This is a genomic window from Bradyrhizobium sp. AUGA SZCCT0169 (assembly GCF_018130085.1).
Classification (GTDB): domain Bacteria; phylum Pseudomonadota; class Alphaproteobacteria; order Rhizobiales; family Xanthobacteraceae; genus Bradyrhizobium.
This window is the reverse complement of record NZ_JAFCMC010000005.1, coordinates 247,058-272,525: the sequence shown is the minus strand read 5'-3', so window position 1 is coordinate 272,525 and position 25,468 is coordinate 247,058. Positions and strand designations below refer to the sequence as shown.

The following is a 25,468-nucleotide window of genomic DNA, read 5'->3' as shown; positions in this document are numbered from 1 at the left end:
GTTGTCGCTCTTATTGCGGAGGCCCATTATGGATGGAAAAGTCATTGTCGTGACCGGCGCCCTCGGTGCACTCGGCAGCATCGTCGTTGACCAGGCGCTGACGGCCGGCGCCAGAGTCGCGAGCGTGGACCACGCGCCGACGCAAGTACCGGCGACATCAAATCAGTTCGAACTCGGCGGTGTCGACCTCACCGATGCGGCGGCAGCGAAAAAGGCCATCGATGCCGCGGCATCGCATTTCGGCAGGCTCGACGCGCTGATCAACATCGCCGGCGGTTTTGCATTCGAGACGGTCATTGAGGGCGATCCGAAGACGTGGCAGCGCATGTACGCGCTCAACGTAACGACCGCGCTCAACGCCTCGCGCGCGGCGATCCCGTATCTGACCGCGTCCGGCACTGGGCGTATCGTCAATGTCGGCGCGCTTGGCGCGCTGCAGGCGAGCGCCGGCATGGGCGCCTATGCCGCGTCCAAGGCCGGCGTGCATCGCCTGACCGAAGCGCTCGCCGCCGAACACAAGGGCAAAATCACGGTCAACGCCGTGCTGCCGTCGATCATCGACACCGCGGCCAATCGCGCCAGCATGCCGAAAGCCGATTTCAGTAAATGGGTAAGGCCAATGGAACTGGCCGACGTCATCCTGTTCCTCGCCAGCGACGCCGCCTCCGCCGTCACCGGCGCGCTGCTGCCGGTGAGCGGGCGGGTTTAAATCCTCAGTCTGCAAGCCTGCGCAGCATTGGATCGCGCCCGTTTGTCTGTCCCGCCGGCAAGATAGCCGCTTACGCGCGAATTGGCCAAATCCGGGCTAAACTCGTGACACTGAGTCGCGGCCGCTTTTGCCGCCGGAGCCTGTCGTTGGAAACCGCGCTTTATCTGCCCGTCAAACGCTTCCTTGAAAAGCTCGGCTTCACGGTCAAGGGCGAGATCGGCGGCTGCGACCTGGTGGCGCTCAGCGGCGACGATCCGCCTGTCGTGGTGATCGGAGAACTGAAGCTCACGTTCAACCTCGAACTGATCCTGCAGGCGGTCGATCGCGCCGGCGCCTGCGACGAGGTGTGGCTGGCAGCCAAATTGTCGGCACGCGGCAAGGGCCGCGAAAGTGACGCCCGCTATCGCAACCTCTGTCGTAGGCTCGGCTTCGGTATGCTCGCGGTCACCAACACCGGCGACGTCGAGGTGATCGTCAAACCCGCCACGACAGCCCCTCGCCGCAACCCGAAGAAACGCTCGCGGCTGATCAGGGAGCATGAGCGACGCAAGGGCGATCCGGCGATGGGCGGCTCTACGCGCGCGCCGATCATGACGGCCTATCGCCAACAGGCGCTGGCCTGCGCTGCGGCGCTTTCGGGTGGTCCGCGGCGCGTGAAGGATTTGCGGATCGAGATGCCGGACGCCGGCAAGATTCTACTGCACAATGTCTATGGCTGGTTCGATCGCGCCGAGCGCGGCATTTACGTCCTGACCGATGCCGGACACGCCGCGCTCAAGCGCTGGCCGCAACACGCGCTGGATCTGACCGCCGCCGAATAGCTCGGCGCAAGCCGGTATCTGGAACGACGGCACAAGGAGGATCAAATGATCGTGGTTACCGGCAGTGTGACCGCGCGCCAGGACAGTTTCGACGAGGTTCGCCGGCTGAGCCCTCGAGCACGTCCATCGTTCGCGCGGTGAGCCCGGATGCATCTCGCACGCCGTGCATGTCGATTGCGAAAACCCGCTGCGGCTGGTGTTTTTCGAGCAATGGGCCGACCGCGCGGCGCTGCTTAACCATTTCGCGGTCCCCGCCTCGCGCGATTTCGTCAAGTCGCTGCAGTCGCTGGCCGCGGCCGCCACGTCCATCGAACTGTACGACGCTACCAGACTGGAGAAATTATAGACGCATGGCTGTAATGCCATGCGAATTTCATATTGCAATGCAACATAAGGGCACATAGGTATCTCCGCATCATATGCGAGGCCCCGATGAGCGAAGACTGGAACACGAAATACGGCACCCGGCGCGTACGGCGCGATCCGCCGACGCTGGAGGAAGCGATCTTCGCCGCCGTCGGCATTACCGACGATCAGCAGCAGCAGGCGGAAATCGCCGCGGCGCTGATGGGGCTGCCGTTCGAAGAAGTGCTGGCTGAGGTGAAGAAGACCGGCCGCGCCGTTGCGCGGACCGCCACCCGCGTCATCACGGGTGAGCAAGGCGCTCAGCGCTCGGTCGTGGTCGAGCGCAAGGTGATCAGGCGCTTCGGTAACGACAAGCGCACCGGTACCTGACATCCACTCCTGAAGATCCTAATGTTAAAGGCCCCCGGGCAATTCGCGCGATCGAGCAGATCCGCGAGTTGCCGCTAAAGCGTTTTTCAAGCGAAGTGGGCACCGGTTCGCGTCAAGAAAACGCGTCAAATCAAAAATACAGAGCCCCGTTCCGATGCAAGCGGAACGGGGCTCTGTCGATTGGCCTTCCGGTCAGGCCGTCCGGCCCCAGCCGGACATTCTCAGCATCATGGCCCAATAAGCGCGATTGAAGTTCGTGATCGCACGGGCTGCTTCGAGCGTCGTCACCATTGCGGACGGCGCCGCTTCCGGCTGGTTTTGTTTGGCCAGATCGATGCTGCCGGTGGATTCGCCGTAGCGGAACGTCAGGTGTGCGCCAAACTTGTTGGCGAGCGCCCGCATCGCTTCATTCTGCGCACCGGTGGTGATCCGCAGGCTCTTGTATCCCTTGGCCCGCGCCTCTGCGATCAGCTTCCTGAACAGGATGCTGCCGACGCCCTTGCGCCTCACCGAACTCTCCACGCTGAAGGCGATCTCCGGCAGTGCGTCAGGCGATTGCTCCGGCGGATGCAGTTCGGCGGCGCCGCGCACCACGCCATCCTCGAAATAGGCGATGATGACCGTGCCGTCGTTGGCGCATTTTTCGGCGTAGCGTTCGATGAAGCTGTCATCCATGAAGCCATGAAACCGATCATGGCGGCTGGTGCGGTCGAGCCGCAAAAGGTGATCGCGCAGAAGCGGCAATTCCTCTTGCTGGCTTAGAATCCGAACGGTGCGCGCGATAGTACCCTTGGCGCGGCTCGGAGCGGTAGTCTGGTAGTTCATAGTCATAACTCCTCGTGGTGGCCCTCGAGGAGGCGTCGAATCCCTAGACCTCCTATATTGTGCGCCGCAATATGAAGTTCAACCCCTTCAAATGCCTAATAAAAAGACATTCTTAGCTTAACAATTCGGTAACCAAATCGACGCCAGTCGCGGCGCCAGGCAAGCTAATTGCAGACACTGGATTTGAGCCGGTCTTTGCCTCACACTTATGCCGGTTCCCGGAGGTCCCATCGTGGCTGTCGTGCTCGACACGAGTTCCTCAGTTCCGGATCGACGCCTGGCGGTCTGGCAGGACATCGTCTGCGACACCTTTGTCGGTCTCGATTGCCATTCCGATATGCGGGAGGGTTTTTGGGGCGCGGTCTCGCAATCCGCGGTCGGCCGCGCGACGTTTACCCGCGTCGATTCCTGCGCCCAGCGGGTGTTCCGCACGCCATCCCGGATCGCACGCGCCAGCGAGGATTACGTGCTGGTGGCGCTGGGCAACCACGGCGTTAACGGCGTGTATCAGGACGGCCGCGATGCCGTCGTCTCCGCGGGACAGTTCGTCATTTACGACACCACCCGGCCCTACGAGTTGCGCTTCGACGACAGTTTTTCACAGACGATCCTGCAGATGCCGCGAAAACTTTTGCAGCAACGCATCGGCGCGTTCGACGCGCTGACCGCGACCACCTTCTGCAGCAGTCGTCCCCTGGAAGGCCTGGCCTACGAGTTTCTGATCAGCACCAGCAAGGTCGTCGACCACGTCGATCCCGCCACAGCATCCCGCCTCCTGGATCAGGGCCTGGATCTCATTGCCATGGCCTTCGCCGATCGGATGCATGCGCGTTCGTCGGATCAGTCGTTTCACCGCTCTGCGCTGCTTTATCGGCTCAGGAATTACATCCTGACGCACCTGAGCGATCCCGACCTCTCGATCTCGCAGGTTGCCGCGGCCACCGGAATCTCGCCGCGCTATGCCAGCGATCTGATGGCCGACGAGCAGCACTCGTTCCGCAGTTACGTCCAGATGCAACGCCTGGAGCGATGCAGGCGCGACCTGTCGGACCCGGCGCATGCGGCCCGGCACATCAGCGACATCGCATTCGCGTGGGGCTTCAACGACCTCGCCCATTTCAGCCGGATATTCAAGCAGAGGTACGGCGCCGCGCCGCGCGAATGGCGCGAGCACCCGCCGCAATAAGCTCTCCTCCGGTCGGTCTGACCTCTCGCGGCGGCACAACGCCGGCCTGCGGCGACGCGCCCGGCTCTCTGCCCTGCGGCTGACAATTGCAAGTTAAGACAAGTTTTCGTTCTGCCACGGACAAGCGCCACGGCCAGGGGCGGCGGTAGGCTTTCGACCCAGCGATTGCCTTATCTCCCAACGTAGAAGGATGATTTCGATGGGTCTCGTGCACCAGAAGTACAAGGTAGCGGTGGTTCAGGCGGCGCCGGTCTTCCTCGATCTCGATGCGACTGTGGACAAGACGATCGCGCTGATCGAACAGGCTGCCAGCCAGGGTGCAAAGCTGATCGCGTTTCCCGAAACCTTCATTCCCGGATATCCGTGGCAGATCTGGCTCGGCGCGCCCGCCTGGGCGATCGGCCGCGGTTTCGTGCAGCGCTATTTCGACAACTCGCTGGCTTATGACAGCCCGCAGGCCGACAAGATCCGCAACGCCGTCAAGCGCGCCAAACTCACCGCGGTTCTCGGCCTCTCCGAACGCGCCGGCGGCAGCCTCTACATCGCGCAATGGCTGATCGGGCCCGACGGCGAGACCATCGCCAGGCGCCGCAAGCTGCGGCCGACCCATGCCGAACGCACCGTGTTCGGCGAAGGCGACGGCAGCGACCTTGCCGTGCACGATCGCGCCGATGTCGGGCGGCTCGGCGCCTTGTGCTGCTGGGAACATCTGCAGCCGCTGTCGAAATACGCGATGTACGCCCAGAACGAGCAGGTTCACGTCGGCGCCTGGCCGAGCTTCTCGCTGTACGACCCGTTCGCGCACGCGCTCGGCCATGAGGTCAACAACGCCGCGAGCAAGATCTACGCGGTCGAGGGCTCATGCTTCGTCCTCGCTCCCTGCGCCGTGGTCTCGCAGGCCATGATCGACGAGCTCTGCGACTCCCCCGAGAAGCACGCGTTCCTGCATGCCGGTGGCGGCCACGCCGTGATCTATGGGCCGGACGGCAGTTCGCTCGCCGAAAAACTGCCGCCCGATCAGGAAGGCATTCTCTATGCCGATATCGATCTCGGCATGATCGGTGTGGCCAAGAACGCCGCCGATCCCGCCGGACACTATTCCCGGCCTGATGTCACGCGGCTGCTGCTCAACACCTCCCGCGCCAACCGCGTCGAGCATTTTACCTTACCCGTCGACGCCGAGGTCATGAGCGAAATCAGGCTTCAGGCCTGAGAGCTTCAAGAGGTGCTGCTAGCCGACGAGGAGCGAACCCATGGAATCCGCGATCCCCGAACATCTGCGAACCGCGCGCACACGCCACCGCCGCGTCCCTGACGACTACGCACCGCCCTACCCGTCGTTCGTGGCGCGCCACAAGCCTGAAGTGGCGCGGGTGGTGATGGCCTATTTCGGCGTCCAGACCCGTGGCGAGCCGTCGGATGCCGCGCAGCAGGCGCTGGCGTGGATCGTCGCCGCTTTCGGGCAGAATGGCGGCCCGACGCATTGGGACCGGGCGCGCTATGTCGACGAAGCCGGTTACTCCAATATCGTGACGGTTGCCTATTGGGACGATCGCACGAGGTTCGACGGCTGGTTCCCGGCGGCGCGCGATGGCTGGACCGGGGAGCGGCGAAACGCCGGCGGTGTAGGCACGTTCATCGAGGTGCTGCGTCCATCCGTGGAAGGCTATGAGACGCTGTTCTCTTCCCTCGGAAGACCCGAAGGCGTCGCGGTTCTCGCCGACGGCATGAGCGGCGAAATTCAGGAGCACGCCTATTGGGGCGGCATGCGCGATCGCATTCCCAAATCCCAAACCAGCGAGATGGTGCCATCAGGAACGAACACCGCTGTCCGTGATGGCGCCCGCATCAGGGTCATATCTTCAGACAATGTCTGCCTGATCCGATCCGGCCAGGATTGGGGCGATACCGAAGCCTCCGAACGCAAGATGTACCTGGAGGACGTCGAGCCGGTGTTGCGGGAAGGCATGGACTTCCTGCGCGATGACGGCCGCTCGATCGGCTGTTACGCCAACCGCTATATGACGGTGGTCGCGCCCGACGGCGCACGCACCGAAAAATCCTACGGCATGAGCTGGTGGAAGAGCCTCGCCGCCCTGGAGCGATGGGCGGAATCGCATCCGACCCATGTCCGGATTTTTGGCGCCGCGATGAAATATCTGTCGACCTTGGGTCCTGCCGCGAAGCTGCGGCTCTATCACGAGGTCACGGTGGCGCGGGCCGACGAAGCCTTCTTTGAATATCTGGACTGCCACCCGCGAACCGGGATGCTGAACGCCGTGCCGGCGGACGCCGCGTAGAGCGCCCGCCTACAGCACCATCTGGGTCTGGGTGACGATCGCGACCAGCTTGCCGTCCTCGGTCTCGAGCCGGGTCTGCCAGACCTGGGTGCGCCGTCCCCGGTGAACCGGGGTCGCGGTCGCAATCACCGTGCTGCCTTCCTTGGCGCCGCCGATGAAATTGGTCTTGCTCTCGATCGTGGTGGTGCCCTTGGCATCTTCGGGCAGATTGATGACGGTCGCGGCTGCCCCAACCGAATCCGCAAACGCCATCACTGCGCCACCGTGAATGGTGCTGCGCAGCGTGCAGAGCTCGGGGCGCACCAGCATCCGTGCCACCACGCGATCCTTGTCGGCCTCGATAAAGGTCACGCCCTTCAATTCCGCAAACGGCATCTTCATCGATTGGATTTTTTCCAGCAGCGTCATGAGTCCTCCGGTTTTTCTTGTTCCTTGCAAGCCATTCCGCAGGAAGCATGAAGGAGCCAGGTAAATCAGGCAATGACCTCTGAGGTAATGGTGCCGTGACAAGAGGCTGGTAATTCTGCATATGGTCCCGATGCGCCAGTTCCCGCCCCGCCGGATCGTCTGCCTCACCGAAGAGACCGTGGAGACGCTGTACTTGCTCGGCGAGCAGGACCGCATCGTCGGTGTCTCCGGCTATGCGGTGCGGCCGCCGCAGGTACGCCGCGAGAAGCCGCGGGTATCGGCGTTCATTTCGGCGGACATTCCGAAGATTTTGGCGCTGCAGCCGGATCTCGTGCTCGCCTTCTCCGACCTGCAGGCCGACATCGTCGCCGATCTCGTGCGTGCCGGCGTCGCCATCCATGTCTTCAACCAGCGCGACGTCGCCGGCATTTTGGCGGTGATCCGCACCCTCGGCGCGCTGGTCGGCGCCGCCGATCGCGCCGATCAGCTCGCAAGCGGCTTTGAGCAGCGCCTCGCCAGCATCGCCGCAACGCCCCGTCCCGCACCCAAACCAAAAGTCTATTTCGAGGAATGGGACGATCCCATCATCAGCGGCATCGGCTGGGTGTCCGAACTGATCGAGATTGCCGGCGGCGAAGACGTGTTGCCAAAGCTGCGGTTTCAGCAGGCCGCCAAGGATCGCATCATTTCGGCGGATACGGTGCGCGACACCGCGCCCGACGTGATCCTGGCCTCCTGGTGCGGCAAGAAGGTCGTGCCCGAGCGGATCAGGCAACGGCCGGGCTGGAGCGACATCCCGGCGGTGCGCAACAACCGCATTTTCGAGATCAAATCGCCGCTGATCCTGCAGCCGGGCCCGGCCGCGCTGACGGACGGGCTCGATGCGATCGTGCAGGCGTTGTGGCCGCAGCAAGGTTGACAGCCGACTTTGAACCGACACGGACACTTCTGAAACAAACGGTCTCAGAATCATCGCGTTGAATGTGACGTAGAGAGGGTTGTGCAGCATGTGGCTACTATCGACAGCGAAGCGACATCTTGCTTTCGGCCTGGCTCTGGCCGGCGGCCTCTTCGCCGGCCTCGCAAACGCTGCCGATCCGGTCACGCCACCCGGCAGCCGCATCAGTCTCGCGCCGCCGAAGGGCTTTGTCGTCGCCACCACATTCACCGGCTTTCAGGATCAGGCGCACCATGCATCGATCCTGATGGCGGAATTCCCTCCGGTCGCGTTCACACAGTTCCGCAACGGTCTGACCGCGGAAGCCATGGCCAAGCGCGGCATGCGCCTGCTGTCGACGGAGACGATCGAGGGGCTGCCCTACGAGCAGATCACCGTGCGTGCGGAGCAGCGCGCCGGCAATCAGGTTTTTGACAAATGGCTGATGGTCATCAACGGCCCCGACATGACCGGAATGTTGACCGTCTCGATCGCAAAGCCCGCGCCAAAGCAGCTGTCGGATGCCGTGATCCGCACCGCGCTTGCCAGCGTCCGGATCCATGCGACGGCCTCGGGCGATCCGATCGCCGCCCTGCCGTTCTCGATCGAGCCGGCAGCGCGCTTTGCTTACCGCAAGCCGCTGGCCGGCAGAGGCCTGTTGCTGAAGGAAACGCCGCCTCCGCCGGAAGGGAAGCTGGACGACGTCGGCTTCATCGTCAGTCTCGCGACCGAAGCCACCATTGCGCCCTCTGATCAGCAGCGCTTCGGAGAGCAGCAATTTCTCAGCTCGAGAACAATCACCGACCAGAAAATCCTGAGCACCAGACCGCTCACGACGTCGAACATGGCCGGCTTCGAATATCTTGGAGAGGGCAAAGGCGCTGGTGGCCGCCCGCTCCGCTACCTCGTCGTTGCGCTCTATCCGTGGGGACGCCCCTTTGTCCTGCTGGGCATGGCGCCGCCGGAGCGATTTGACGAGGCCTTGCCGGAATTCCGAGCGATGGTCGAAAGCTTCAAAGCAAAGCCGTAGAGCGTTTTCGAGCGAAGTGAATACCGGTTCGCGTGAAGAAAACGCGTCAAAATAAAAATCTAGAGTTACACCTTCTCCACCCCGCACCATTCCGCGATGAACAGCGCGGTGGCCTTGGTCGATTTGCGCAACGAGTCCAGATCGACATATTCATTGAAACCGTGGATCGCCGCGCCGCTGGCGCCGAAGCACAGGCTCGGGATGTTGTAGTTCAGGCCGTAGAACCGCGTATCGGTCAGGGCCGTGAAGACGAGGTCTTCGACCTTGCCGCCATAGACGACGCCAAACGCCTTGCCGAAGGCCGCTTCCGGCGCGGCGGCATCCTTCAGCTCATAGCCTTCGGACAGGAAGCCCGACCATTGCACCTCGGGCGGATTGTTGGAGAGGAAGCGGTGGTCGCGCGAGGCCGCGGAGACGCAGGCCAGGATCTCCTTCTGGCAATCCTTGATCGACCAGCCCGGCAGCACGGCAATACGGCAATCGACGTCGCACCACGCCGGCACGCTGGAGGCCCAGTCGCCGCCCTTGATGATGCCGGGATTGAAGTTGATGGGATGCGTCAGTGTCTTGAAATGCGGATCGGCCTTGGCGCGCTCGTTCCATTCGGCCTCGAGCTTGCCGATCGCATGAACCAGGTGATAGGCCGCCATGATCGCATTCGAGCCGGAACCTGCTTGCGCCACATGCACGGGAATGCCGCGCACCTTCAGCCGGAACCAGATCACGCCGACCTGCGAGCGCACCATCTTGCCGTTGGTCGGCTCGGGAATGAAGCAGGCGTCCGCCCGGTAGCCGCGCTGCAGCGTCGAAAGCCCGCCGACGCCGGTAGACTCCTCCTCGATCACGGATTGAAAGTGAATCCGCGCGGTCGGCCGCAGGCCGGCGGCCTTGATCGCATCCAGTGCATAGAGCGCGCCGATGGTGCCCGACTTCATGTCGCAGGCGCCGCGGCCATACATCTTGCCGTCCTTGATCACGGGCGAGAACGGCGGCGTCTCCCACATGTCGAGCGGGCCGGCCGGCACCACGTCGCAGTGCCCCTGCAGGATCAGCGATTTGCCGCCATTGGTCGGCGGACGGTAGGTGCCGACCACCGTGCGCGCCTTGGAAAAATCATGCTCGATCGGCCCGAAGCCGCGCAGGTCCTTCAAATCCTCGACGTCGATATGCCAGTCATCGACCTCATAGCCGCGGGCGCGCAGGAGGTCGCCGATCATGTCCTGGCACGGCCCCTCGGCGCCGCGCGTCGAGGGAATCGCGACAAAATCCGCAGTCGTCGCAAGCTGCGCATCAAAGCCGGCATCGACGGCGTCTAGGATTCTTTGTTGCGTATCGGTGGTCATGCGGCGGCTCCAATCGGGAATTGCGTCACGAGAACGCGCACTTTAGCCCGATCTCAGCCCCCGGGGTAATGCAGAAGATGGGTCTCCCGCAAGGCGTCATCGAGCAGACGGCCTTCCGAATAGGCGCGCAGCGATTGCGGCCGTTTGACGCCGTCCAACAACCGCGGGCAAGGTTCCGGCGCGCCGATCACGGTGCGGACCGGAATGCGCTCGGCGTAGATCGGCAGTGCGTAGTCCTCATCATCGTCGGCGACGCCCTTGGTGCGGATCTTGGCCGACGCCTGCTCGATCTCCATCGCGATGACGGCGCTCGCCTTGATTTCCTGCTTGGTGCTTTGCCGCAAGGAGGCGGTGCGGTCCGGAAAGAACCGATCGACCATCGCGACAAGCGCGCGCGCTTTCTCGTCCGGGTCGGTGACGATGTAGGCGGTACCGAACGCCATCACGGCGCGGTAGTCGGCCGAATGGTTGAAGCCGCACCTTGCCAGCACCAGGCTGTCGAGATGCGCGACCGTCAGGCACACCTTCTGCCCGTCCGACTGGTTCTCGAGCATGCGGCTGGCGCTGCTGCCGTGCCAGTACAGCCTGCTGCCTTCCCGCCAGAAGAACGTCGGTGTGCAATAGGGCTGGCCGTCGATCACGTAGGAGACGTGACACAGCATCGACGCGTCCAGCAGGCCGTGGACCGTCGCGTGATCGTAGCGGCCGCGCTCATGGAGGCGCTTCACCCGATTGCGCGGCGACACGGGATAGGAATTGGTGGCTTCGATTTCGGTCACGGCAGTTCCTGTCAAATCAATCAATGACGAGAGTTGTAGCGGCGAATTTGGTCTGCGATAGTGCCAATTCCATGCGAAAAATTCCGACCAATTCTCCGGCGCCGCCGCGGAAGACCGAGCTGCCGCTCGACCTCTCCGGGCCGCATGTGACGCCGCGGGCCTCCTCGCCGCATCGGCTCTACCAGGCGCTTTGCCACGCCATCGTCAGCGGCATCGTCAAGCCCGGCGAACCGCTGCCGCCCTCGCGGACGCTGGCAAGCCAGACCGGTTTTCGCCGCAACGCGGTCACGACGGCCTATGAGCGGCTGATATCAGACGGCTTTGCGGTCGCGGTGGTCGGCTCGGGCACCTTCGTCGCCGCGCGCATCCCGGCGCAGGTGAGCGGCGCCGGCAAGGCCAGGATTGTCATCGAGACGCCGCCGCAAGGCACCCTGTCGCTCGGCTGCACGCATATTGACGACCGCGCCCTGCAGCGCTTCCGGTCCTTTGTCGGGCGGCGGATGCGCGCCTTCGGCACCGATCACCTTCATTATGGCGATCCCCGCGGCAGCCGCGAACTTCGCACCGCCATCGCCGATCATCTGCTGTCGGCCCGCGGGCTGCGCTGCGATCCGGACCAAATCATGCTGGCCTCGGGAACCCAGCACGCCCTGCGGATCGTGCTCAGCGCCATTCTCAAGCCGGCCGATCAGGTCTGGTGCGAAGACCCCGGCTATCCCGCCGCGCGGCGCGCCATCGAGCATTGCGGCTACCGCCCGGCCCCGGTTCCGGTCGACGCATCAGGCTTGATCGTCGCCAAAGGCCGCACGTCAGCGCCGTCAGCGCGCGCGGCCTATGTGACACCCTCGCACCAGTTTCCGCTCGGCGTGCAGATGTCGATGAGCCGCCGGCTCGAACTGCTCGATTGGGCCAGGGACGCCGATGCCTTCGTGCTGGAAGACGATTACGACAGCGAGTTCAGATATGACGGCGCGCCGTTGTTGTCGCTTGCCGGCATCGATCATTTGCAGCGCGTGATCTACATGGGCACGTTTTCAAAGACGCTGTTTCCGGGATTGCGCATCGGCTATTGCGCGCTGCCCGAGAGATTGATCGGACCGGTGACGACGGCCCGCGCCGCGCTCGACCGCTTTCCCGGCACGCTGCTGGAAGGCGCTGTCGCGGATATGCTGAATTCTGGCGCGTTCGCTGCCAATCTGCGCAGGGTGCGCACCCTCTACCGCGAGGCCCGCGACGTGCTGGCCTCCACACTGTCGGCGGCATCGGAGGGCCGCCTCTCCGTGCCGGTGCCGTCGCAGGGCCTGCATCTGGTGGCGCGGTTCGATCCGTCGGTCGATGCGCAGGTTGCAGCCCACGCCAAATCCGCGGCCGGCGTCGAAGGCTGGCTGCTGGCGGACACCTATGCTCGCGCGCGGCCGCTGCCGGGATTTGTGCTGGGATTTGCCGGCCACCCGCTTCCGCAACTGAAAGCATCGGCCGAAAAGCTGGCCAGGGCATCGCTCGTGGCGATGCGGGCCGACCGCAAGCCGGACACCGGCGGAACCGGAAAATCGCGAAGGCCGGCGTCGGCGCGATCCCGATCGGCGCGCTAGCTTAGCGCCCTAGGAGAATCGCCGCCGCATCCGCTAAATGCATTGAATCGTCGTCACGATGGAGACACCGGATGCCAGCGAATCGCAACGTCATGTACCTGATTATCGGTGTGCTGGTCGTTGCCGTCGGCGTGCTCAGCTACAATCTCTATCAGGCCAGGAAACAGCCCGAGGGCGTGCAGATCAATCTCGGTCCCGACGGGCTGAAGATCCAGAGCAAGTGAGGGAGGTCAATTTGGCAATCACGAAGGCCGTGACGGCCCCGGCTCTTGCACTTTGCGCCAGCCTTGCCCTGTGCCTGCTCGCCTCACCTGCCGCCGCGCAGCAGGTCGTCCCCAACGAGCGGAATATCGTCGATCTGCGGCTCGGTCAGCGCATCCTCGTCGACGACGGAACATGTCCTGCCGGACAGATCAAGGAAGTTTCGGGCTCGCAGATGACCACATCCGGCGTGCTGCGCACCCGCAAATGCATTCCGCGCCTGGGGACGAAGCAGCGGCGGTAGGGCCTGAGCTCATTAAACCGCGATAGTCGCAATCTCAGGCAGGCGAGCCTGCCTTCGCGCGAATGGCCATCGACCGCTTGAAAAGCGCGTTGGCATCGCCGTAGCGGCGCTGATCCTTGTAGAGACCGGCCAGGTTTTGCAGAACGTCCGCGAGGTCCGGATGGTTAGGGCCGAGCGTCTTTTCGAAGGTGGCCACCGACCGCTTGTAAAGCCGCTCGGCGTCGGCGTTACGGCCCAGTCGCCCATAAACGGTGGCCAGACTGTTCAGCGCCTGCGCTACATCAGGATGATCGCGGCCGAACGCTTTCTTGGTCACGGCCATCGACCGCTTGAGCAGCCGTTCGGCATCGGCATAACGATGCCGGTTGATGTAGACATAGGCCAGGTTATTCATCAAAACCGTGGCCTCTGGATCGCTCGGACCGTGCGCCTTCTCGAGAATGGCCAGCCCGCGCTTGAACAGCGGCTCGGCCTGATCGTATCGACGCTGGTTGCTATAGAGAGCGGCCAGGTTGCTCAGCGCCAGCACGATGTCCGGATCGTCAGGACCGACCGTTTTCTCGCGAATGGCGATCGACCGCTTGAGCAGCGGCTCCGCCTCGGCAAAACGCTCTACCGCGCGGTAGAGTTCGCCGAGATTATTCAGCACGCTTGCGACTTCGGCATGATCCGGACCGAGTGTCTTCTCCCTGATCGCCAATGAACGCTTGTACAGCGGCTCGGCGACGGCGTATTGACCCAGATTGTAGTGGATCGTGCCGAGGTCATTCAGCGGCAGCGCGACCATTGCATCATCGGGACCAAACTCCTTGTCGCGCATGGCCAGCAACCGCTGGGCCAGCGGAAGCGCTGCCGCGTACTTTCCGACCCGATAGAGTTCCTTGGATTCCTGGTTGAGACGGCTTGCCTCATCCTGCTCGGCGTAGGATGGCACGATGACTGACAGGCTCAGGGCCAGCGCGGTGACCGCAATGCGGATAGATGCTTTCATGGCCTTCATCACATTTGCCTCCGTCGCGGTTCTTCCGCGACATACCCGCCCTTTGTATCTTCAGTGGCTAGAGAGGTTCATACTGACGGGTCACCGCGCAGCAATCACGCCGCTTGTGGCACGAAACCGACATGCGGCGGCGTCACGTCAGATCAATTCGCCGCTTAAAGCGTGGTCGTAAAGGCCGCCATCGTTTCGCGCCGTCTCGCCAGCCCGTTGAGCCTTACCAGCGGCCGTATTTGCTGACGATCCCGCGCCAAACGGCACCGCGTTCGAAAGCGAACGATTCCTTTCCGACATTGGCGTTTTTGGCTGCGGCCGTGACCACCATGACGAGCTTGAGCTCGGGGTCGACGAAGATCGACTGGCCGTAGACACCGAGCAAGGCAAACCTCCGCTTCTCGCCGGGATAGAGCCAGAACTGATAGCCGTATCCGAAATACGGCGTGGCCTTCCCCGGCGCGAATGCCGGAGGTTGCCGCTGCCAGTCGGTCGCATCCAGCAGATAGTCCTTCGGCACAATCTGCTTGCCGCCGACCGCGCCATCATTGGCCAGCAGCATTCCCAGACGTCCGTAATCGCGCAGCGTCGCATTGAAATTTCCCAACGCCACTTCCGAGCCGTCCGCCGTCGTGGTCCACGTCGCGTCGGCTTCGGCGCCCATCAGTTGCCAAGAGCCGCGTGGTCAGGTATTGGCTGAGCGTGGTGCCGGTGACCTCGCGGAGCAGCACGGCCAGCAGAACGGTCTCGCTGGAGGCATAGTGAAACCGCGTGCCCTGCTCGGCGTCGCGGGTCTCGAACTGGCGCAGCGCTGATATCGATCCTTCGCGGCCGCGGGCAATCACGAACCGCGTCAGATCGTCCTTGCCGTCGTAGATTTCACTGAACTGCACGCCGGACGACATGCGCAGGGCACTGCGTATGGTGGTCTCGCCATAGGCACTGCCGGCAAGTTTGGGCACGTATTTCGAAATCAGATCATCCAGCGAAGTGATGCGGCCCTCGGCGAGCGCCATCCCGACAGCCAGGCTGACGATGGATTTCGCCATCGAATGCGAGATGAAGCGGTCGGACGGCTTGCGATCGTACTGGTAGCGCTCGAACAGGACCGCGCCGTCCTTGATCACCAAAAGCCCGGTAACGCGCTGGTGCGCGAGAAAATCGTCGAGGGTCCAGCTCTGGTTTTCGAACCGGTAGCCGAGCTTTGTTTCGCCGCCGGCCGCAACAAAAGGCAATGGAGATTCGGCCTTGCCCAGCCTGTTGTATGGAAAGATCTCGTCAATATGACTGAAGGATCCAACCCGCACACCTTCATCGAAGAACCAGTTGGCGCGGGTGCCGACCGGATAGCCCTTGTCCTTGCCGAGCAGCTCCTCGTCGGGGGCGGCAAAGGCCGGGACTGCCAGGGCACCAAGAAAGCATGCAAGGAGATAAGTGGAAAAAATTCGTCGTTGCTGCATTGGCCGACTCCCGCGCGCGGGGGCGAACGCCATCGCGCTCCCCGGAGATCATCGAACAACATTGCACATCATGGCGGTGACGGCTTGCCGAACCCGTGACGGCATCGAGATCGCCGTTAACCAGTGGTTGCGTGAGATCTCGCGCGAACTAGTTCGACGGCTCGAACATGCATTGCAGCGTCGGCTTGGCGATCTTGGTGAAGGTCGGGCCGATTTCGGACTGCTTCGACGCTGGCACCCAGGCGGTCTCGATCGTGGGCACGCCGGTCTCGCTGATGCCGCGCAGCAAGGCTTCGCGCAGATCATTATCCTCGACGGTCGCGGCCGCATGATCGTGCAGGCAAGTGCAAACTGTTTCGGGATGCGCCCAACGTCCGACCATGTGGGGCGCGCACAGCCGTACAAACTCACCGCGGGGATCGGGGAGCTTGAACATGGAGCCGATCGGCCCCTGCTGGAACCGCATCTGCGCCGTTAACTGGGTTTGGGCCTGGGCTGAAGCGCCCAGCAGGCAGGAAACCAAAATCGCAGCGGCACCAAAACGTACAAACATACTGAGCCTTTACCGGCAAATTCTCTTGCGAGCTGTTAGCTGCGATCAGTTGACAGCTGCGACAACGATCGGCTGCGGAGCCGAGGGCGCCGCCGGCGCGCCGTTGTAGGAGAAGGTGCCGATGCCGGGCAAGCCCTGATCCGAGGAGCCCGCGACCGAGGGACCAGCCAGGATGAAGGCGAAGGCGAGGATGAAGCTGATGGTCCGCATTTGACTGTCTCCGGTTTCGGTGCCGGCGTCCCCGCCGTTTCGTTGGCAGAGTGATAGCCAACGGCTGTTTCCGGATATCTGCGCCAAAAGCGGAAAATGGTTTCATTGCAGGGGTGAATTGTTTCGTCGGTCGGCCAGGGACGAAACATTAGCGAGAAAAACCCAATGATTTCAGTATCAATGGCTGCATAGAGCTACAGGTCACCTGCGAACCGGGGCCATTCTACTTTGCGTGGGGTTGTTTTCGCGATTTTGAGTCTGGGCCCTGCCGTGTACCGCCGAAGGGAGGCGAAACGGGCTCACTCGCTGTCGACAGCAGTCAAATCGGGTTCGGGCGTCACGACAGGCGATCCGCAATAGGTGAACGTCCCTACCCCAGGCATGTCGCGATCGGCACTGCCCGCCAGTGACGGGCCGGTCAGGACGAAAACAAGGGCAATTATGCAGCTGAGGGCGCGCATCTGACGTCTCCATTCACCATCTGGCGATGAGACGCCCCTTGCTGTCAGGTGGTTCGACGCCGTCGCAAGTTCTTAATCCAGGTTCTTAATCTTTGTCTGCTGAATAGGCCGCAGCGCAGCATACTCAGTTGTGAACCGAAGCCTCGGTCCGCCCGACTCAAGCAGACACCCCGTGCAACCTTTCCCGTTGGTTCGGCGTTGTTCCCGTTCACAGTCCAACAAAGGATAGCCGTCGTGGGCAATGGCAACATCAGTGTTGGCAATCAATCCTCGCCCCGCAAATCCGGCCAGCAACAGATGGCTGGTGCGATGTCGCAGCAGGGCGCACCGGTCATGGGCGACAATCAGTGCTCGCCACAGAAGTTCGTGCGGCTGGTTGGCTGCCACGAGCCTAAGGTCCGGCCCGCCGGCTCAGAGGTCCGCCCACAGCCCAATCCGGTGAAACGGTAAGTCCCGGGACGGCCGCCTGGTCCGGACTACTATTGGATGAACTCGGCACATTTCTGCACCGCGGCGTCGGCGGCTCCCCAGGGCATGACCGGCACCGAGGATGTCGAGTTCTTGGGTGACCCCTCGATCAGCCGGTCCGAATACACCATGTAGACGAGCACGTTCCGCTTGGGATCGCAGCCGCGGACAATCTGCATTTTCTTGAAGAACAGCGAACGGCGCTGGCGAAACATGTCGTCGCCCTGGGACATCTTGCCCTTGAACCGGATCGGCCCGATCTGGCGGCAGGCCAGCGAAATATCTGAAACTTCCTCGGCAAGCCCGAGCCAGCCCTTGTAACCGCCCTTCTCCGGCACCGTAAAATGGCAGGCCACGCCGTCGACCTCGGGGTCATCGACACCGTAGGTCGCAAGCTTGTCATTTGGGCTCAGCCATTTGAACACGGTGGAGCGACGGAAGATCAGGTCCGGCTCGTCGGCGGCAAAGGCCGGACCGGCCTGCCACACCATCGCGGCCAACACCGCCAACGATGCGCCCAAGGCCAGATTTCTCCATGACTTGTCACATTTACCGATGGCCTTGAATGTCATTTCTATCTCCGCTGAAGGACCCACCGGTTATGTAATGTGCAAATGCCGCACAGGAAGGCTGAGGAACGGTGCGGGGGAGCTCGCGTTTAACGGAATGTGAGGCTTTTTTGCTACGCTTGCGGCGAAAAGCGCGGGTTTAGAGGGCTTAAGCTGGTGAACGCTTTTCGCGTCTGCAACAACAAATGATTATCGGAACATCGGATTCGACGATCTGGACTTAGGGAATTTGGGCGTGAGCGGGCATCGGCTTTTTGGGTTGAATAGTACGAGCGTAAGCAGCGCGAACCAGCGATTTTGGCAGATAGCTATTCTGGTTGCCGCAGGCACGATCGCCGCCTCCTCCCACGCCGACGCCGCCCTGTATTACTGGCAGGATTCCGACCCCAGCTTCTACCGGCCGGCACCATCAGCCCAGCCGCGCAAGCAGCGGACCCGCAAGCCCTCGAAGGCCATGATGGCCGCCGAAAAGGAAGTCAGCGCCAAGCCGCAGGGCCCCCTGATCATCGCGATCTCGATCAACCAGCAAAAGGTCAGGGTCTACGACGCCAACGGAATCTTCGCGGAAAGTCCGGTGTCGACTGGCACGAAAAGCCATCCGACCCCGATGGGCGTGTTCAGCATCATCCAGAAGCACAAGATGCACCACTCCAATATCTACAGCGGCGCGCCGATGCCGTTTATGCAGCGCATCACCTGGTCGGGTGTCGCGATGCATGCCGGCGTCCTGCCCGGCTATCCGGCGTCGCACGGCTGCATCCGTTTGCCGATGGCCTTTGCCGCGAAGATGTGGAAGTGGACCAAGATGGGCGCGCGGGTCATCGTCACGCCCGGCGAGATGACGCCTTCGAGTTTCTCGCACCCGCTGCTGGTGGCACAGAAGGTCGTGCCGCAACCTGTGGTCGCCGACGAGCCGATGTCGGACGCGCCGGCGGTGAAATCCGACAAGGGCGCGGACGCTGGATCCGCAATCAAGTCCGCGAGTTCAGACACGAGCCTCGAGTTGCGATCGACCGTCGGTCACGGTCACGGCACCCCCGATCGGACGCCGTTACGCGAACGAACCCATACTGCGGATGCCAGCGGAGCCATGCCGGCGACCAATTCCGCTGTGACGATGTCCGATGCTTCGTCCTCGGCGAGCAGGATGCCGGTCTCCAGCGAAGTCGCGAAGTCCGAGCCGGTGAAATCGGATGCTGAGCCAGAGCCCGCCAAGAGCACCGACGCCGCGTCTACCGACAGCAAGCCGGCCGAAGTGACATCGTCCGAGTCCAATTCGTCGGATGCTGCAACGGCCGAGGTCAAATCGGTTGAGACCGGCAACACGACCAAGAGCGAAATCTCCGCCAGCGACGCCCCGGTCGAGGCCAAATCGGCTGACGCGAAACCGGATGAGGTGAAGTCGGACGAAGTCAGAACCGGGACGCTCAAGGCCGAAGCGCCCAAGGTCGAGACACCGAAAGCTGAAGCAGCCAAGGCCGCCGAAAAACCGGCCGAGCCCGTCAAGGCAATCGCCGATACGCCTGCCGTTGCGCCCGATGCGAAAAAGGATCCGTCGCGCCTGCCAGGCGTCGAGAAGGCCGCGGCGAAGCCGGAACCGAAGCGCACCGGGCAGATCGCGGTGTTCGTCAGCCGCAAGGACGGCAAGCTCTACGTGCGGCAGAACTTCACCCCGCTGTTCGACGTGCCCGTGACGATCGCGCCGAGCGAGCGGATGCTGGGCACGCATGTGTTCACGGCGGAAGTCGACAAGAACGATCCCAATCTGCTGCGCTGGTCGGTGGTGTCACTGCCGGTGACCGCCCGCAACGCGGCCATCAAGGAAGAAGACGAGCGCGCCGCGCGCCGGCGCAAGGTCGCCGGCGGAGCCCCGGCCGAGGCCAAGCCGGCACCAGCGCCGAACAGCCCGGCCGAAGCACTGGACCGCATCACCGTGCCGCCGGAAGCGATGGCGCGCATCGCCGAGGCCCTGACGACGGGCGGCTCGATCGTGGTGTCCGATCACGGCATCAATACTGGGGAAACCGGCGAAGGCACCGACTTCATCGTTCCGCTGCGCTGACTCGCATAACAGCTTGTTGACGAGCGCCGGTTCGCCGGTTCAGCTATGCTTTGCGCCGATCAATCTCGCGCGAGGCCGGCCATGATCGACCGCAGAACCATGATGACGGCAACGTTGGCCGCCATTGCGGGTATGGGCTCAACCCGGATCGCGAACGCCCAGGCCGGCATGAGCCGGATCACCGCCTACGCGTTTTCGTTTGGCGGATTGGCCGGCGGCGATATCAGGCTTTCGGAATATGCCGGCCGTCCCCTCCTGATCGTCAACACCGCCTCGCTTTGTGGCTTCACGCCGCAATATAAGGGGCTGCAGGAATTGTGGACGCAGTTCAGCGACCGCGGCCTGATGATCGTCGGCGTTCCCTCCAACGATTTCGGCGGCCAGGAACCAGGCGGCGCGACCGAAATCGCAGCAACCGCGCAGCACCATTACGGCGTGACCTTCCCGATATCGGCCAAGGCCATCGTGAAAGGGCCAAATGCGCATCCGTTCTACAAATGGGCTGCAGAAGCACGGCCGAAGGATGTTCCGCGCTGGAACTTCCACAAATACCTGATTGGCCGCGACGGCTATATCGCCGAAGTCTTCCCGGAATCCGTCGACCCCTCGGATACGCGGGTGAAGACCGCGATTGCGCGGGCGCTCGCACCAGGTGTTTCCGAACGAAGCGGCTAGCGGGTCGCTGCGGGCCACGCGTCGAAGCAGCGGGAAATAATCCCCTGAATTAACCGGTTCGACGACAAATCGGCTGCCTGTGTGGCAGCCGTTGCCTTGGCGAGGCAGCGGCAACTAGGCTATTGTGCGTTGGGGCGGGAAGCGGCCGGACGACGGCAAAGCCGGTACCGGACGCGGGATCATTTAAGGAAAACAAGATGCGTATTGCGGCAGGGTTGATCTTTGCAGGCGCGGTTTCGTTGTTGACCTCGAGCGCGGCCTGGTCGCAGACGCCGCCAGCCAAGGGCGGCGCTGCGGCCCCGGCGGCAGCTCCAGCACCTGCTGCCGCAGCACCCCAGCCAGCACCTGCCCCGAAGGCCGCGGCCGCTCCGACCCGGCCTCCTTGCACCAACCCGAACGCACTCGGCGTCGGCCGCACTGTGGAGATCGACACAACGGGCGGTCCCGGCTTCGGCTTCGAACATTTCAAGGATCTGGACTTCCTGCGCGACAAGGAAGTCGTGCTGACATTCGACGACGGCCCGTGGCCGGTCAACACGCCGTCGGTGTTGAAGACGCTCGCCGAAGAATGCACCACGGGCATCTTCTTCCCGATCGGCAAGCATGCCACCTATTATCCAGAAATTCTCAAACAGGTCTATGCAGCCGGCCATGCGATCGGTTCACATACCTGGTCACACGCAGCCCTGGTCAACAAGAAGCTGACCGAGCAGCAGCGCAAGGACGAGATCGAAAAAGGCTTCAGCGCGGTCAAGTGGGCGCTCGGCGGCACCTCGCCGGCACCGTTCTTCCGCTTCCCGGCGCTGCAGCATCCGCCTGAGATCGTCACCTATCTCGGCACCCGCAACATTGCGATCTTCTCCTGTGACCTCGACTCCTTCGACTTCAAGGCGAGCAAGTCGCAGACCATCATCGATACCGTGATGCGCAAGGTCGAAAAGCTGGGCAAGGGCATCATCCTGATGCACGACTTCCAGAAGCACACCGCCGAGGCGCTGCCCGAACTCCTGAAGAAGCTGAAGGCCGGCGGCTACAAGGTGGTTGCGATGCGCGCCAAGACGCCGGTGCAGACCCTCCCGCAATCCGACGAAGAACTGCTGAAGGAAGCCAAGCTGCCGACCGTAAGCTCGCGCCCGGTTTCCAGCGTCGTGCAGACGATCTCGGAATAATCGGCTTCGACTCGGCGACAAGTCCATGCCGGCGCTGCGCATCGAAGGCTACGTTATCGTCTCGGCGGACGGCATGCTGGCGAACGCCAGCAATGTCATGCCTGATGATTTGAAATTCGAGGGCGACAAGCAGTTCTTCACAGCCGCGCTCGACCGCGCCGACCTGATCCTGCACGGCCGCAATTCCTTCGAAGACCAGCCGAACTCGCCGCGGCGCAAGCGCCTGATCCTGACGCGAAAGGTTCGCGCGATTGCGCCCGATCCCTCCAATCCCAACGCCACGCTATGGAATCCGGCCGGCGCCTCCTTTGAGGCCGCCTGCACGCAAGTCGAGGTTCGCGCCGGCACAGTCGCCGTGATCGGCGGCCCTTATGTGTTCGGCATGTTCATGGACCGCTACGACGAGTTCTGGCTGTCACAGGCGCCGCACGTGCGGCTGCCGGACGGCGAGCCCTGCTTCCCCGGGGTGCCCGCGCGCTCGCCGCAACAGGTGTTGGCGTCGCACGGATTACGCGCCGGACAACCGCAAATGCTCGACCCGGCGGCTGACGTCACCGTCACGCCGTGGCGGCGGACCTGAGCACGTCCGCTCTAGACATCGTAGGCAGGTTCCGACGATCGCGGCCCGCGGCCGTAGCCCGCGATCATGAACAGAGCGCCGATGATCGAGAGATTCTTCAACGCCTCGATCAACGTCTTGGCGTTCTCGGGCGAGGCCTGATTCCAGAAATCGTGGAAATAGAAGGTGGCTGTCAGCACGAAGAAGATCAGAAGGATCGCAAAGAACCGCGCGCCGAAATTAACCGCGATCATCAGCCCGGCGATGATCTCGAACCCGCCAATCGAAATTGCCAGCAATTGCGGCGTCGACATGCCCGTCAAGGTTTCGAGCTGCGAAGTATAGGGCGCGAGCAGCGTGGGAATGGTCACCTTGGACGCGATAAAATCCGCCGTCTGCTGGATGCCGAAGAGCTTGGTTGCTCCGGTGTAGATGAAGAGCACGGCAAACAAAACTCGCCCGAAAGTAAAGAACGCTGGCATGGGTCGGCCTCACTGGATGGCAATGCAATGTCACAAGCGGTCGCGCAAGGCGATTATGAGCGTTTCGCCCCTGCTTTTCAAACGATCAAATCGAAGCCATCCGCGTTAGAACCCGTCGACATCAGCTAGCCGAACAGGGTCGGTTGCGCACGGCCGGCACGCTCCTGGGCCTCGACGGCGGCAACCGCCGTCATGTTGAGAATGCCGCGCGCGGTCACCCCCGGGGTAAGGATATGCGCCGGACGCGCCGGTCCGATCAGGATCGGCCCTACCGGCAGCGCATCCGCCAGCGTCTTGATCATCTGGTAGGCGACGTTGGCGGTATCGAGGTTCGGCATGATCAGGATGTTGGCATCGCCTTCCAGCTTCGAATGCGGCAGCACGAGCTTGCGCGCGGCCGCCGATAGCGCGGTATCGCCCTGCATTTCGCCGTCGGCCTCGATCTCCGGATGCTTTTCCTTCAATAGCGCGGTGGCGAGACGCATCTTGCGCGAGCTATCGGTATCATAGCTGCCGAAGTCGGAATGCGACACGAAGGCAACGCGGGGCTTCATGTTGAAGCGCTGGACGTGGATCGCCGCCAGCGATGCCATCTCGGCCAATTCCTCGGCGCTCGGATTGGGCCTGACCTGCGTGTCGGCGATGAAATAGGAGCCCTTGCTGGTGATCATCATCGCCAGTGCCGCAAAATCGCTGACGCCCGGCAGGAAGCCGACGATTTCCCGGACATGACGCAGATGGCTCATGTAGCGACCCTCGACGCCGCAGATCATCGCGTCGGCCTCGCCGCGAACCACCGCAAGCGCTGCGATCACGGTGGCGTTGGTGCGAACCACGGTTCGCGCGGCCTCGGGCGTGACACCGCGCCTTCCGGCGACGTCGATATAGGTCTGGACGTAGGAGCGGTAGCGCGGATCGTCCTCGGGATTGACGAGGTCGAAATCCTGCCCGGCCTTGATCGACAGCCCGAACCGCTTGATCCGGGCTTCGACCACCGAGGGCCGCCCGACCAGGATCGGCCGCGCCAGTTTCTCTTCGAGCACGACCTGGGTGGCGCGAAGCACGCGCGCGTCTTCGCCCTCGGCATAGATCACGCGCACCGGCTGGGATTTCGCCTTGGCAAATACCGGCTTCATGACGAGGCCGGAACGGAATGCAAAGCGCTCCAGCAGCGCGGTGTATTCGTCGAAATTCTTGATCGGCCGTGTCGCCACGCCGGAATCCATCGCTGCCTTGGCCACAGCCGGCGCGATGCGCAGGATCAGGCGGGGATCGAACGGGCTCGGAATCAGCGAGCCGGGTCCAAAGCCCTGGGTTTCGCCGCTGTCGAAGCCCTGCGCCACCGCGTCCGACGGCGGATCGCGCGCCAGCTGGGCGATCGCGTCGACCGCGGCGTGCTTCATTTCCTCGTTGATCCCGGTGGCGCCGACGTCGAGCGCGCCGCGGAAGATGAACGGGAAACACAGGACGTTGTTGACCTGGTTCGGGAAGTCGCTTCGCCCGGTGCAGATCATCGCATCGGGGCGCGCTTTTCGCGCCTCGTCCGGCATGATTTCCGGATTCGGATTGGCCAGCGCCATCACCAGCGGCTGATCCGCCATCGCCTTGACCATTTCCGGTTTCAGCACGTTGGGCGCGGATAAGCCCAGAAAGATATCGGCGCCGCCGATCACGTCGGCGAGCACGCGCGCGCTGGTCTTCTGCGCATAGACCGCCTTCCAGCGATCCATCAGCGTGTTGCGGCCCTCATGCACGACGCCGTCGATATCGCAGACCCAGATGTTCTTGTGTTGCGCGCCGAGCGACACCAGGAGATTGAGGCAGGCGATCGCGGCGGCACCTGCACCGGAGCAGACGATCTTGACGTCGGCAAGCTTCTTGCCGTTCAGCAGCAGCGCGTTTGTGATCGCGGCGGCGACGATGATGGCGGTACCGTGCTGGTCGTCGTGAAACACCGGGATCTTCATGCGCGCCTTGAGCTGCGCCTCGATCTCGAAACACTCCGGACCCCTGATGTCCTCCAGGTTGATGCCGCCGAAGGTCGGCTCCAGCGCCGCCACCGTCTCGACCACGCGCTCGATCGTATCGGCGGCGATCTCGATGTCGAAGACGTCGATCCCTGCGAATTTCTTGAACAGGACCGCCTTGCCCTCCATGACCGGCTTGGACGCCAGCGGGCCGATATTGCCGAGGCCGAGCACGGCCGTCCCGTTGGAGACCACGGCTACCAGGTTGGCGCGGGCGGTCAGGGTCGCCGCTTCAGCTGGATTGTTGGCGATTTCGGTACAGGCGGCTGCAACGCCCGGCGAATAGGCCAGTGCCAGGTCGCGCTGGTTGGCGAGCGGCTTGGTGGCCTGAATTTCCAGTTTACCGGGCCGCGGCAGCCGATGGTACGCCAGTGCTGCGGAATGGAGATCTTCAGAATAAGACGACATGCATACTCCCGCGTTCCCGGTCCCGATCTTTTATTTCTTCGCCACGTCCGGACGAGGTCAGTTTGCCGGCAGATTGAGCCGGATGTGAAGCACGCGCAACCGCTTGGATGCAACAGCTGACGGCGCCCCCATCAACAGGGCGCGGAGGCCGGCGGATCGACGCAAACGATCGAAGCCGGTAGCATGGCCCCTCCCCATCCCCGG

At 63.0% G+C, this 25,468-nt stretch carries 29 protein-coding genes; 17 read left to right on the top strand and 12 right to left on the bottom strand.

Annotated features, from left to right (window positions below):
• The first annotated feature begins 28 nt into the window (after positions 1-28).
• From fabG to JQ609_RS08750, 4 genes are all read left to right on the top strand, one after another.
• Entirely contained in the window at positions 29-709 is a 681-nt protein-coding gene (fabG, locus tag JQ609_RS08765) for a 3-oxoacyl-ACP reductase FabG (protein WP_212273058.1), read from the top strand.
• 146 nt (positions 710-855) lie between these two features.
• Entirely contained in the window at positions 856-1,530 is a 675-nt protein-coding gene (locus JQ609_RS08760) for a DUF2161 domain-containing phosphodiesterase (protein ID WP_212212742.1), read from the top strand.
• A 163-nt stretch (positions 1,531-1,693) separates the two neighbouring features.
• Positions 1,694-1,876 carry an antibiotic biosynthesis monooxygenase gene (locus JQ609_RS34970; protein ID WP_312014821.1) on the top strand — a complete coding sequence of 61 codons (183 nt, stop codon included), beginning with the start codon at positions 1,694-1,696 and terminating at the stop codon, positions 1,874-1,876.
• An 86-nt stretch (positions 1,877-1,962) separates the two neighbouring features.
• Complete coding sequence (locus JQ609_RS08750) at positions 1,963-2,265, top strand: hypothetical protein (RefSeq protein ID WP_212212739.1); 303 nt, start codon at positions 1,963-1,965, stop codon at positions 2,263-2,265.
• Positions 2,266-2,457: 192 nt separating this feature from the next.
• Here the strand turns inward: JQ609_RS08750 and JQ609_RS08745 are convergent, their stop codons facing one another.
• The gene (locus JQ609_RS08745) at positions 2,458-3,090 is read right to left on the bottom strand and encodes a GNAT family N-acetyltransferase (protein WP_212273057.1); all 633 of its coding nucleotides are present in this window, start codon (positions 3,088-3,090) and stop codon (positions 2,458-2,460) included.
• Between the two features lie 232 nt (positions 3,091-3,322).
• On the opposite strand from JQ609_RS08745, the gene JQ609_RS08740 reads away from it, so the two are divergent.
• The 3 genes from JQ609_RS08740 to JQ609_RS08730 all read left to right on the top strand — a co-directional run bounded on the left by JQ609_RS08740 (position 3,323) and on the right by JQ609_RS08730 (position 6,576).
• The gene (locus tag JQ609_RS08740) at positions 3,323-4,276 is read left to right on the top strand and encodes a helix-turn-helix domain-containing protein (protein WP_312014820.1); all 954 of its coding nucleotides are present in this window, start codon (positions 3,323-3,325) and stop codon (positions 4,274-4,276) included.
• 199 nt (positions 4,277-4,475) lie between these two features.
• A complete protein-coding gene (locus tag JQ609_RS08735; protein ID WP_212212730.1) occupies positions 4,476-5,489 on the top strand; it encodes a carbon-nitrogen hydrolase family protein in 1,014 nt (337 codons plus the stop codon).
• A 40-nt stretch (positions 5,490-5,529) separates the two neighbouring features.
• Positions 5,530-6,576 (top strand): phenylacetaldoxime dehydratase family protein, encoded by a 1,047-nt coding sequence (locus JQ609_RS08730; protein WP_212273055.1) that lies wholly within the window; start codon positions 5,530-5,532, stop codon positions 6,574-6,576.
• A 9-nt stretch (positions 6,577-6,585) separates the two neighbouring features.
• Here the strand turns inward: JQ609_RS08730 and JQ609_RS08725 are convergent, their stop codons facing one another.
• Positions 6,586-6,984, bottom strand: coding sequence for a PaaI family thioesterase (locus JQ609_RS08725; protein ID WP_212212725.1), 399 nt, complete (start codon positions 6,982-6,984; stop codon positions 6,586-6,588).
• Positions 6,985-7,114: 130 nt separating this feature from the next.
• Between JQ609_RS08725 and JQ609_RS08720 the strand changes: the two genes are divergently transcribed.
• Positions 7,115-7,903 (top strand): cobalamin-binding protein, encoded by a 789-nt coding sequence (locus JQ609_RS08720; protein WP_212273054.1) that lies wholly within the window; start codon positions 7,115-7,117, stop codon positions 7,901-7,903.
• A gap of 88 nt (positions 7,904-7,991) precedes the next feature.
• Positions 7,992-8,951, top strand: a complete 960-nt coding sequence (locus tag JQ609_RS08715) for a hypothetical protein (RefSeq protein ID WP_212273053.1) — start codon at positions 7,992-7,994, stop codon at positions 8,949-8,951.
• Between the two features lie 65 nt (positions 8,952-9,016).
• On the opposite strand, the gene JQ609_RS08710 is transcribed toward JQ609_RS08715, so the two are convergent.
• Positions 9,017-10,294 carry an ArgE/DapE family deacylase gene (locus JQ609_RS08710; RefSeq protein ID WP_212273051.1) on the bottom strand — a complete coding sequence of 426 codons (1,278 nt, stop codon included), beginning with the start codon at positions 10,292-10,294 and terminating at the stop codon, positions 9,017-9,019.
• A 53-nt stretch (positions 10,295-10,347) separates the two neighbouring features.
• The gene (locus JQ609_RS08705; RefSeq protein ID WP_212273049.1) at positions 10,348-11,073 is read right to left on the bottom strand and encodes a pyridoxamine 5'-phosphate oxidase family protein; all 726 of its coding nucleotides are present in this window, start codon (positions 11,071-11,073) and stop codon (positions 10,348-10,350) included.
• A 71-nt stretch (positions 11,074-11,144) separates the two neighbouring features.
• Here JQ609_RS08705 and JQ609_RS08700 point away from each other — a divergent pair, with 71 nt between their 5' ends.
• The 3 genes from JQ609_RS08700 (at position 11,145) to JQ609_RS08690 (ending at position 13,170) form a co-directional block, all read left to right on the top strand.
• A complete protein-coding gene (locus tag JQ609_RS08700) occupies positions 11,145-12,665 on the top strand; it encodes a PLP-dependent aminotransferase family protein (RefSeq protein ID WP_212273048.1) in 1,521 nt (506 codons plus the stop codon).
• Positions 12,666-12,736: 71 nt separating this feature from the next.
• A complete protein-coding gene (locus tag JQ609_RS08695) occupies positions 12,737-12,889 on the top strand; it encodes a hypothetical protein (RefSeq protein WP_212273046.1) in 153 nt (50 codons plus the stop codon).
• Positions 12,890-12,900: 11 nt separating this feature from the next.
• Positions 12,901-13,170 (top strand): DUF6719 family protein, encoded by a 270-nt coding sequence (locus tag JQ609_RS08690; RefSeq protein ID WP_212273045.1) that lies wholly within the window; start codon positions 12,901-12,903, stop codon positions 13,168-13,170.
• Positions 13,171-13,204: 34 nt separating this feature from the next.
• Here JQ609_RS08690 and JQ609_RS08685 read toward each other — a convergent pair whose 3' ends face one another.
• The 5 genes from JQ609_RS08685 to JQ609_RS08665 all read right to left on the bottom strand — a co-directional run bounded on the left by JQ609_RS08685 (position 13,205) and on the right by JQ609_RS08665 (position 16,384).
• Complete coding sequence (locus JQ609_RS08685; RefSeq protein ID WP_249127758.1) at positions 13,205-14,161, bottom strand: tetratricopeptide repeat protein; 957 nt, start codon at positions 14,159-14,161, stop codon at positions 13,205-13,207.
• Positions 14,162-14,384: 223 nt separating this feature from the next.
• Entirely contained in the window at positions 14,385-14,825 is a 441-nt protein-coding gene (locus JQ609_RS35500; protein WP_283813837.1) for a serine hydrolase, read from the bottom strand.
• Positions 14,707-15,654: a serine hydrolase gene (locus tag JQ609_RS08675; protein WP_212273041.1), complete on the bottom strand. Its 948-nt coding sequence runs from the start codon at positions 15,652-15,654 to the stop codon at positions 14,707-14,709. Before JQ609_RS08675 ends, JQ609_RS35500 begins: the two co-directional genes overlap by 119 nt.
• A gap of 115 nt (positions 15,655-15,769) precedes the next feature.
• Entirely contained in the window at positions 15,770-16,174 is a 405-nt protein-coding gene (locus tag JQ609_RS08670; RefSeq protein WP_212212698.1) for a hypothetical protein, read from the bottom strand.
• A gap of 45 nt (positions 16,175-16,219) precedes the next feature.
• Positions 16,220-16,384, bottom strand: coding sequence for a hypothetical protein (locus JQ609_RS08665; RefSeq protein ID WP_212273039.1), 165 nt, complete (start codon positions 16,382-16,384; stop codon positions 16,220-16,222).
• Between the two features lie 695 nt (positions 16,385-17,079).
• Between JQ609_RS08665 and JQ609_RS08660 the strand changes: the two genes are divergently transcribed.
• Positions 17,080-17,295 carry a hypothetical protein gene (locus JQ609_RS08660; protein WP_312014613.1) on the top strand — a complete coding sequence of 72 codons (216 nt, stop codon included), beginning with the start codon at positions 17,080-17,082 and terminating at the stop codon, positions 17,293-17,295.
• A 29-nt stretch (positions 17,296-17,324) separates the two neighbouring features.
• On the opposite strand, the gene JQ609_RS08655 is transcribed toward JQ609_RS08660, so the two are convergent.
• On the bottom strand, positions 17,325-17,804 hold the full coding sequence (locus JQ609_RS08655) for a CreA family protein (protein WP_212273175.1): 480 nt from the start codon (positions 17,802-17,804) through the stop codon (positions 17,325-17,327).
• Between the two features lie 337 nt (positions 17,805-18,141).
• Between JQ609_RS08655 and JQ609_RS08650 the strand changes: the two genes are divergently transcribed.
• From JQ609_RS08650 to JQ609_RS08635, 4 genes are all read left to right on the top strand, one after another.
• Positions 18,142-19,944: a L,D-transpeptidase gene (locus tag JQ609_RS08650; RefSeq protein WP_212273037.1), complete on the top strand. Its 1,803-nt coding sequence runs from the start codon at positions 18,142-18,144 to the stop codon at positions 19,942-19,944.
• A gap of 81 nt (positions 19,945-20,025) precedes the next feature.
• The gene (locus JQ609_RS08645) at positions 20,026-20,619 is read left to right on the top strand and encodes a glutathione peroxidase (protein ID WP_212273036.1); all 594 of its coding nucleotides are present in this window, start codon (positions 20,026-20,028) and stop codon (positions 20,617-20,619) included.
• 197 nt (positions 20,620-20,816) lie between these two features.
• Positions 20,817-21,788 (top strand): polysaccharide deacetylase family protein, encoded by a 972-nt coding sequence (locus JQ609_RS08640; protein WP_212273034.1) that lies wholly within the window; start codon positions 20,817-20,819, stop codon positions 21,786-21,788.
• Positions 21,789-21,813: 25 nt separating this feature from the next.
• Entirely contained in the window at positions 21,814-22,368 is a 555-nt protein-coding gene (locus JQ609_RS08635) for a dihydrofolate reductase family protein (RefSeq protein ID WP_212273033.1), read from the top strand.
• Positions 22,369-22,379: 11 nt separating this feature from the next.
• Here the strand turns inward: JQ609_RS08635 and JQ609_RS08630 are convergent, their stop codons facing one another.
• Together JQ609_RS08630 and JQ609_RS08625 are read right to left on the bottom strand one after the other, a co-directional pair.
• Positions 22,380-22,829 carry a DoxX family protein gene (locus tag JQ609_RS08630; RefSeq protein ID WP_212212684.1) on the bottom strand — a complete coding sequence of 150 codons (450 nt, stop codon included), beginning with the start codon at positions 22,827-22,829 and terminating at the stop codon, positions 22,380-22,382.
• Positions 22,830-22,954: 125 nt separating this feature from the next.
• Entirely contained in the window at positions 22,955-25,264 is a 2,310-nt protein-coding gene (locus JQ609_RS08625) for an NADP-dependent malic enzyme (RefSeq protein ID WP_212212682.1), read from the bottom strand.
• Between the last annotated feature and the right edge of the window lie 204 nt (positions 25,265-25,468).

What these genes read in the sequence shown, in the direction of transcription:
- fabG (WP_212273058.1), top strand. Translation starts at nt 29, where the DNA reads ATGGATGGAAAAGTCATTGTCGTGACCGGCGCCCTCGGTGCACTCGGC.
- JQ609_RS08750 (WP_212212739.1), top strand. Translation starts at nt 1,963, where the DNA reads ATGAGCGAAGACTGGAACACGAAATACGGCACCCGGCGCGTACGGCGC.
- JQ609_RS08745 (WP_212273057.1), bottom strand. Translation starts at nt 3,090, where the DNA reads ATGAACTACCAGACTACCGCTCCGAGCCGCGCCAAGGGTACTATCGCG.
- JQ609_RS08735 (WP_212212730.1), top strand. Translation starts at nt 4,476, where the DNA reads ATGGGTCTCGTGCACCAGAAGTACAAGGTAGCGGTGGTTCAGGCGGCG.
- JQ609_RS08730 (WP_212273055.1), top strand. Translation starts at nt 5,530, where the DNA reads ATGGAATCCGCGATCCCCGAACATCTGCGAACCGCGCGCACACGCCAC.
- JQ609_RS08725 (WP_212212725.1), bottom strand. Translation starts at nt 6,984, where the DNA reads ATGACGCTGCTGGAAAAAATCCAATCGATGAAGATGCCGTTTGCGGAA.
- JQ609_RS08720 (WP_212273054.1), top strand. Translation starts at nt 7,115, where the DNA reads ATGCGCCAGTTCCCGCCCCGCCGGATCGTCTGCCTCACCGAAGAGACC.
- JQ609_RS08715 (WP_212273053.1), top strand. Translation starts at nt 7,992, where the DNA reads ATGTGGCTACTATCGACAGCGAAGCGACATCTTGCTTTCGGCCTGGCT.
- JQ609_RS08710 (WP_212273051.1), bottom strand. Translation starts at nt 10,294, where the DNA reads ATGACCACCGATACGCAACAAAGAATCCTAGACGCCGTCGATGCCGGC.
- JQ609_RS08700 (WP_212273048.1), top strand. Translation starts at nt 11,145, where the DNA reads ATGCGAAAAATTCCGACCAATTCTCCGGCGCCGCCGCGGAAGACCGAG.
- JQ609_RS08695 (WP_212273046.1), top strand. Translation starts at nt 12,737, where the DNA reads ATGCCAGCGAATCGCAACGTCATGTACCTGATTATCGGTGTGCTGGTC.
- JQ609_RS08685 (WP_249127758.1), bottom strand. Translation starts at nt 14,161, where the DNA reads ATGAAAGCATCTATCCGCATTGCGGTCACCGCGCTGGCCCTGAGCCTG.
- JQ609_RS35500 (WP_283813837.1), bottom strand. Translation starts at nt 14,825, where the DNA reads ATGGGCGCCGAAGCCGACGCGACGTGGACCACGACGGCGGACGGCTCG.
- JQ609_RS08675 (WP_212273041.1), bottom strand. Translation starts at nt 15,654, where the DNA reads ATGGCGTTCGCCCCCGCGCGCGGGAGTCGGCCAATGCAGCAACGACGA.
- JQ609_RS08670 (WP_212212698.1), bottom strand. Translation starts at nt 16,174, where the DNA reads ATGTTTGTACGTTTTGGTGCCGCTGCGATTTTGGTTTCCTGCCTGCTG.
- JQ609_RS08665 (WP_212273039.1), bottom strand. Translation starts at nt 16,384, where the DNA reads ATGCGGACCATCAGCTTCATCCTCGCCTTCGCCTTCATCCTGGCTGGT.
- JQ609_RS08655 (WP_212273175.1), bottom strand. Translation starts at nt 17,804, where the DNA reads ATGGTGTGGCAGGCCGGTCCGGCCTTTGCCGCCGACGAGCCGGACCTG.
- JQ609_RS08645 (WP_212273036.1), top strand. Translation starts at nt 20,026, where the DNA reads ATGATCGACCGCAGAACCATGATGACGGCAACGTTGGCCGCCATTGCG.
- JQ609_RS08640 (WP_212273034.1), top strand. Translation starts at nt 20,817, where the DNA reads ATGCGTATTGCGGCAGGGTTGATCTTTGCAGGCGCGGTTTCGTTGTTG.
- JQ609_RS08635 (WP_212273033.1), top strand. Translation starts at nt 21,814, where the DNA reads ATGCCGGCGCTGCGCATCGAAGGCTACGTTATCGTCTCGGCGGACGGC.
- JQ609_RS08630 (WP_212212684.1), bottom strand. Translation starts at nt 22,829, where the DNA reads ATGCCAGCGTTCTTTACTTTCGGGCGAGTTTTGTTTGCCGTGCTCTTC.
- JQ609_RS08625 (WP_212212682.1), bottom strand. Translation starts at nt 25,264, where the DNA reads ATGTCGTCTTATTCTGAAGATCTCCATTCCGCAGCACTGGCGTACCAT.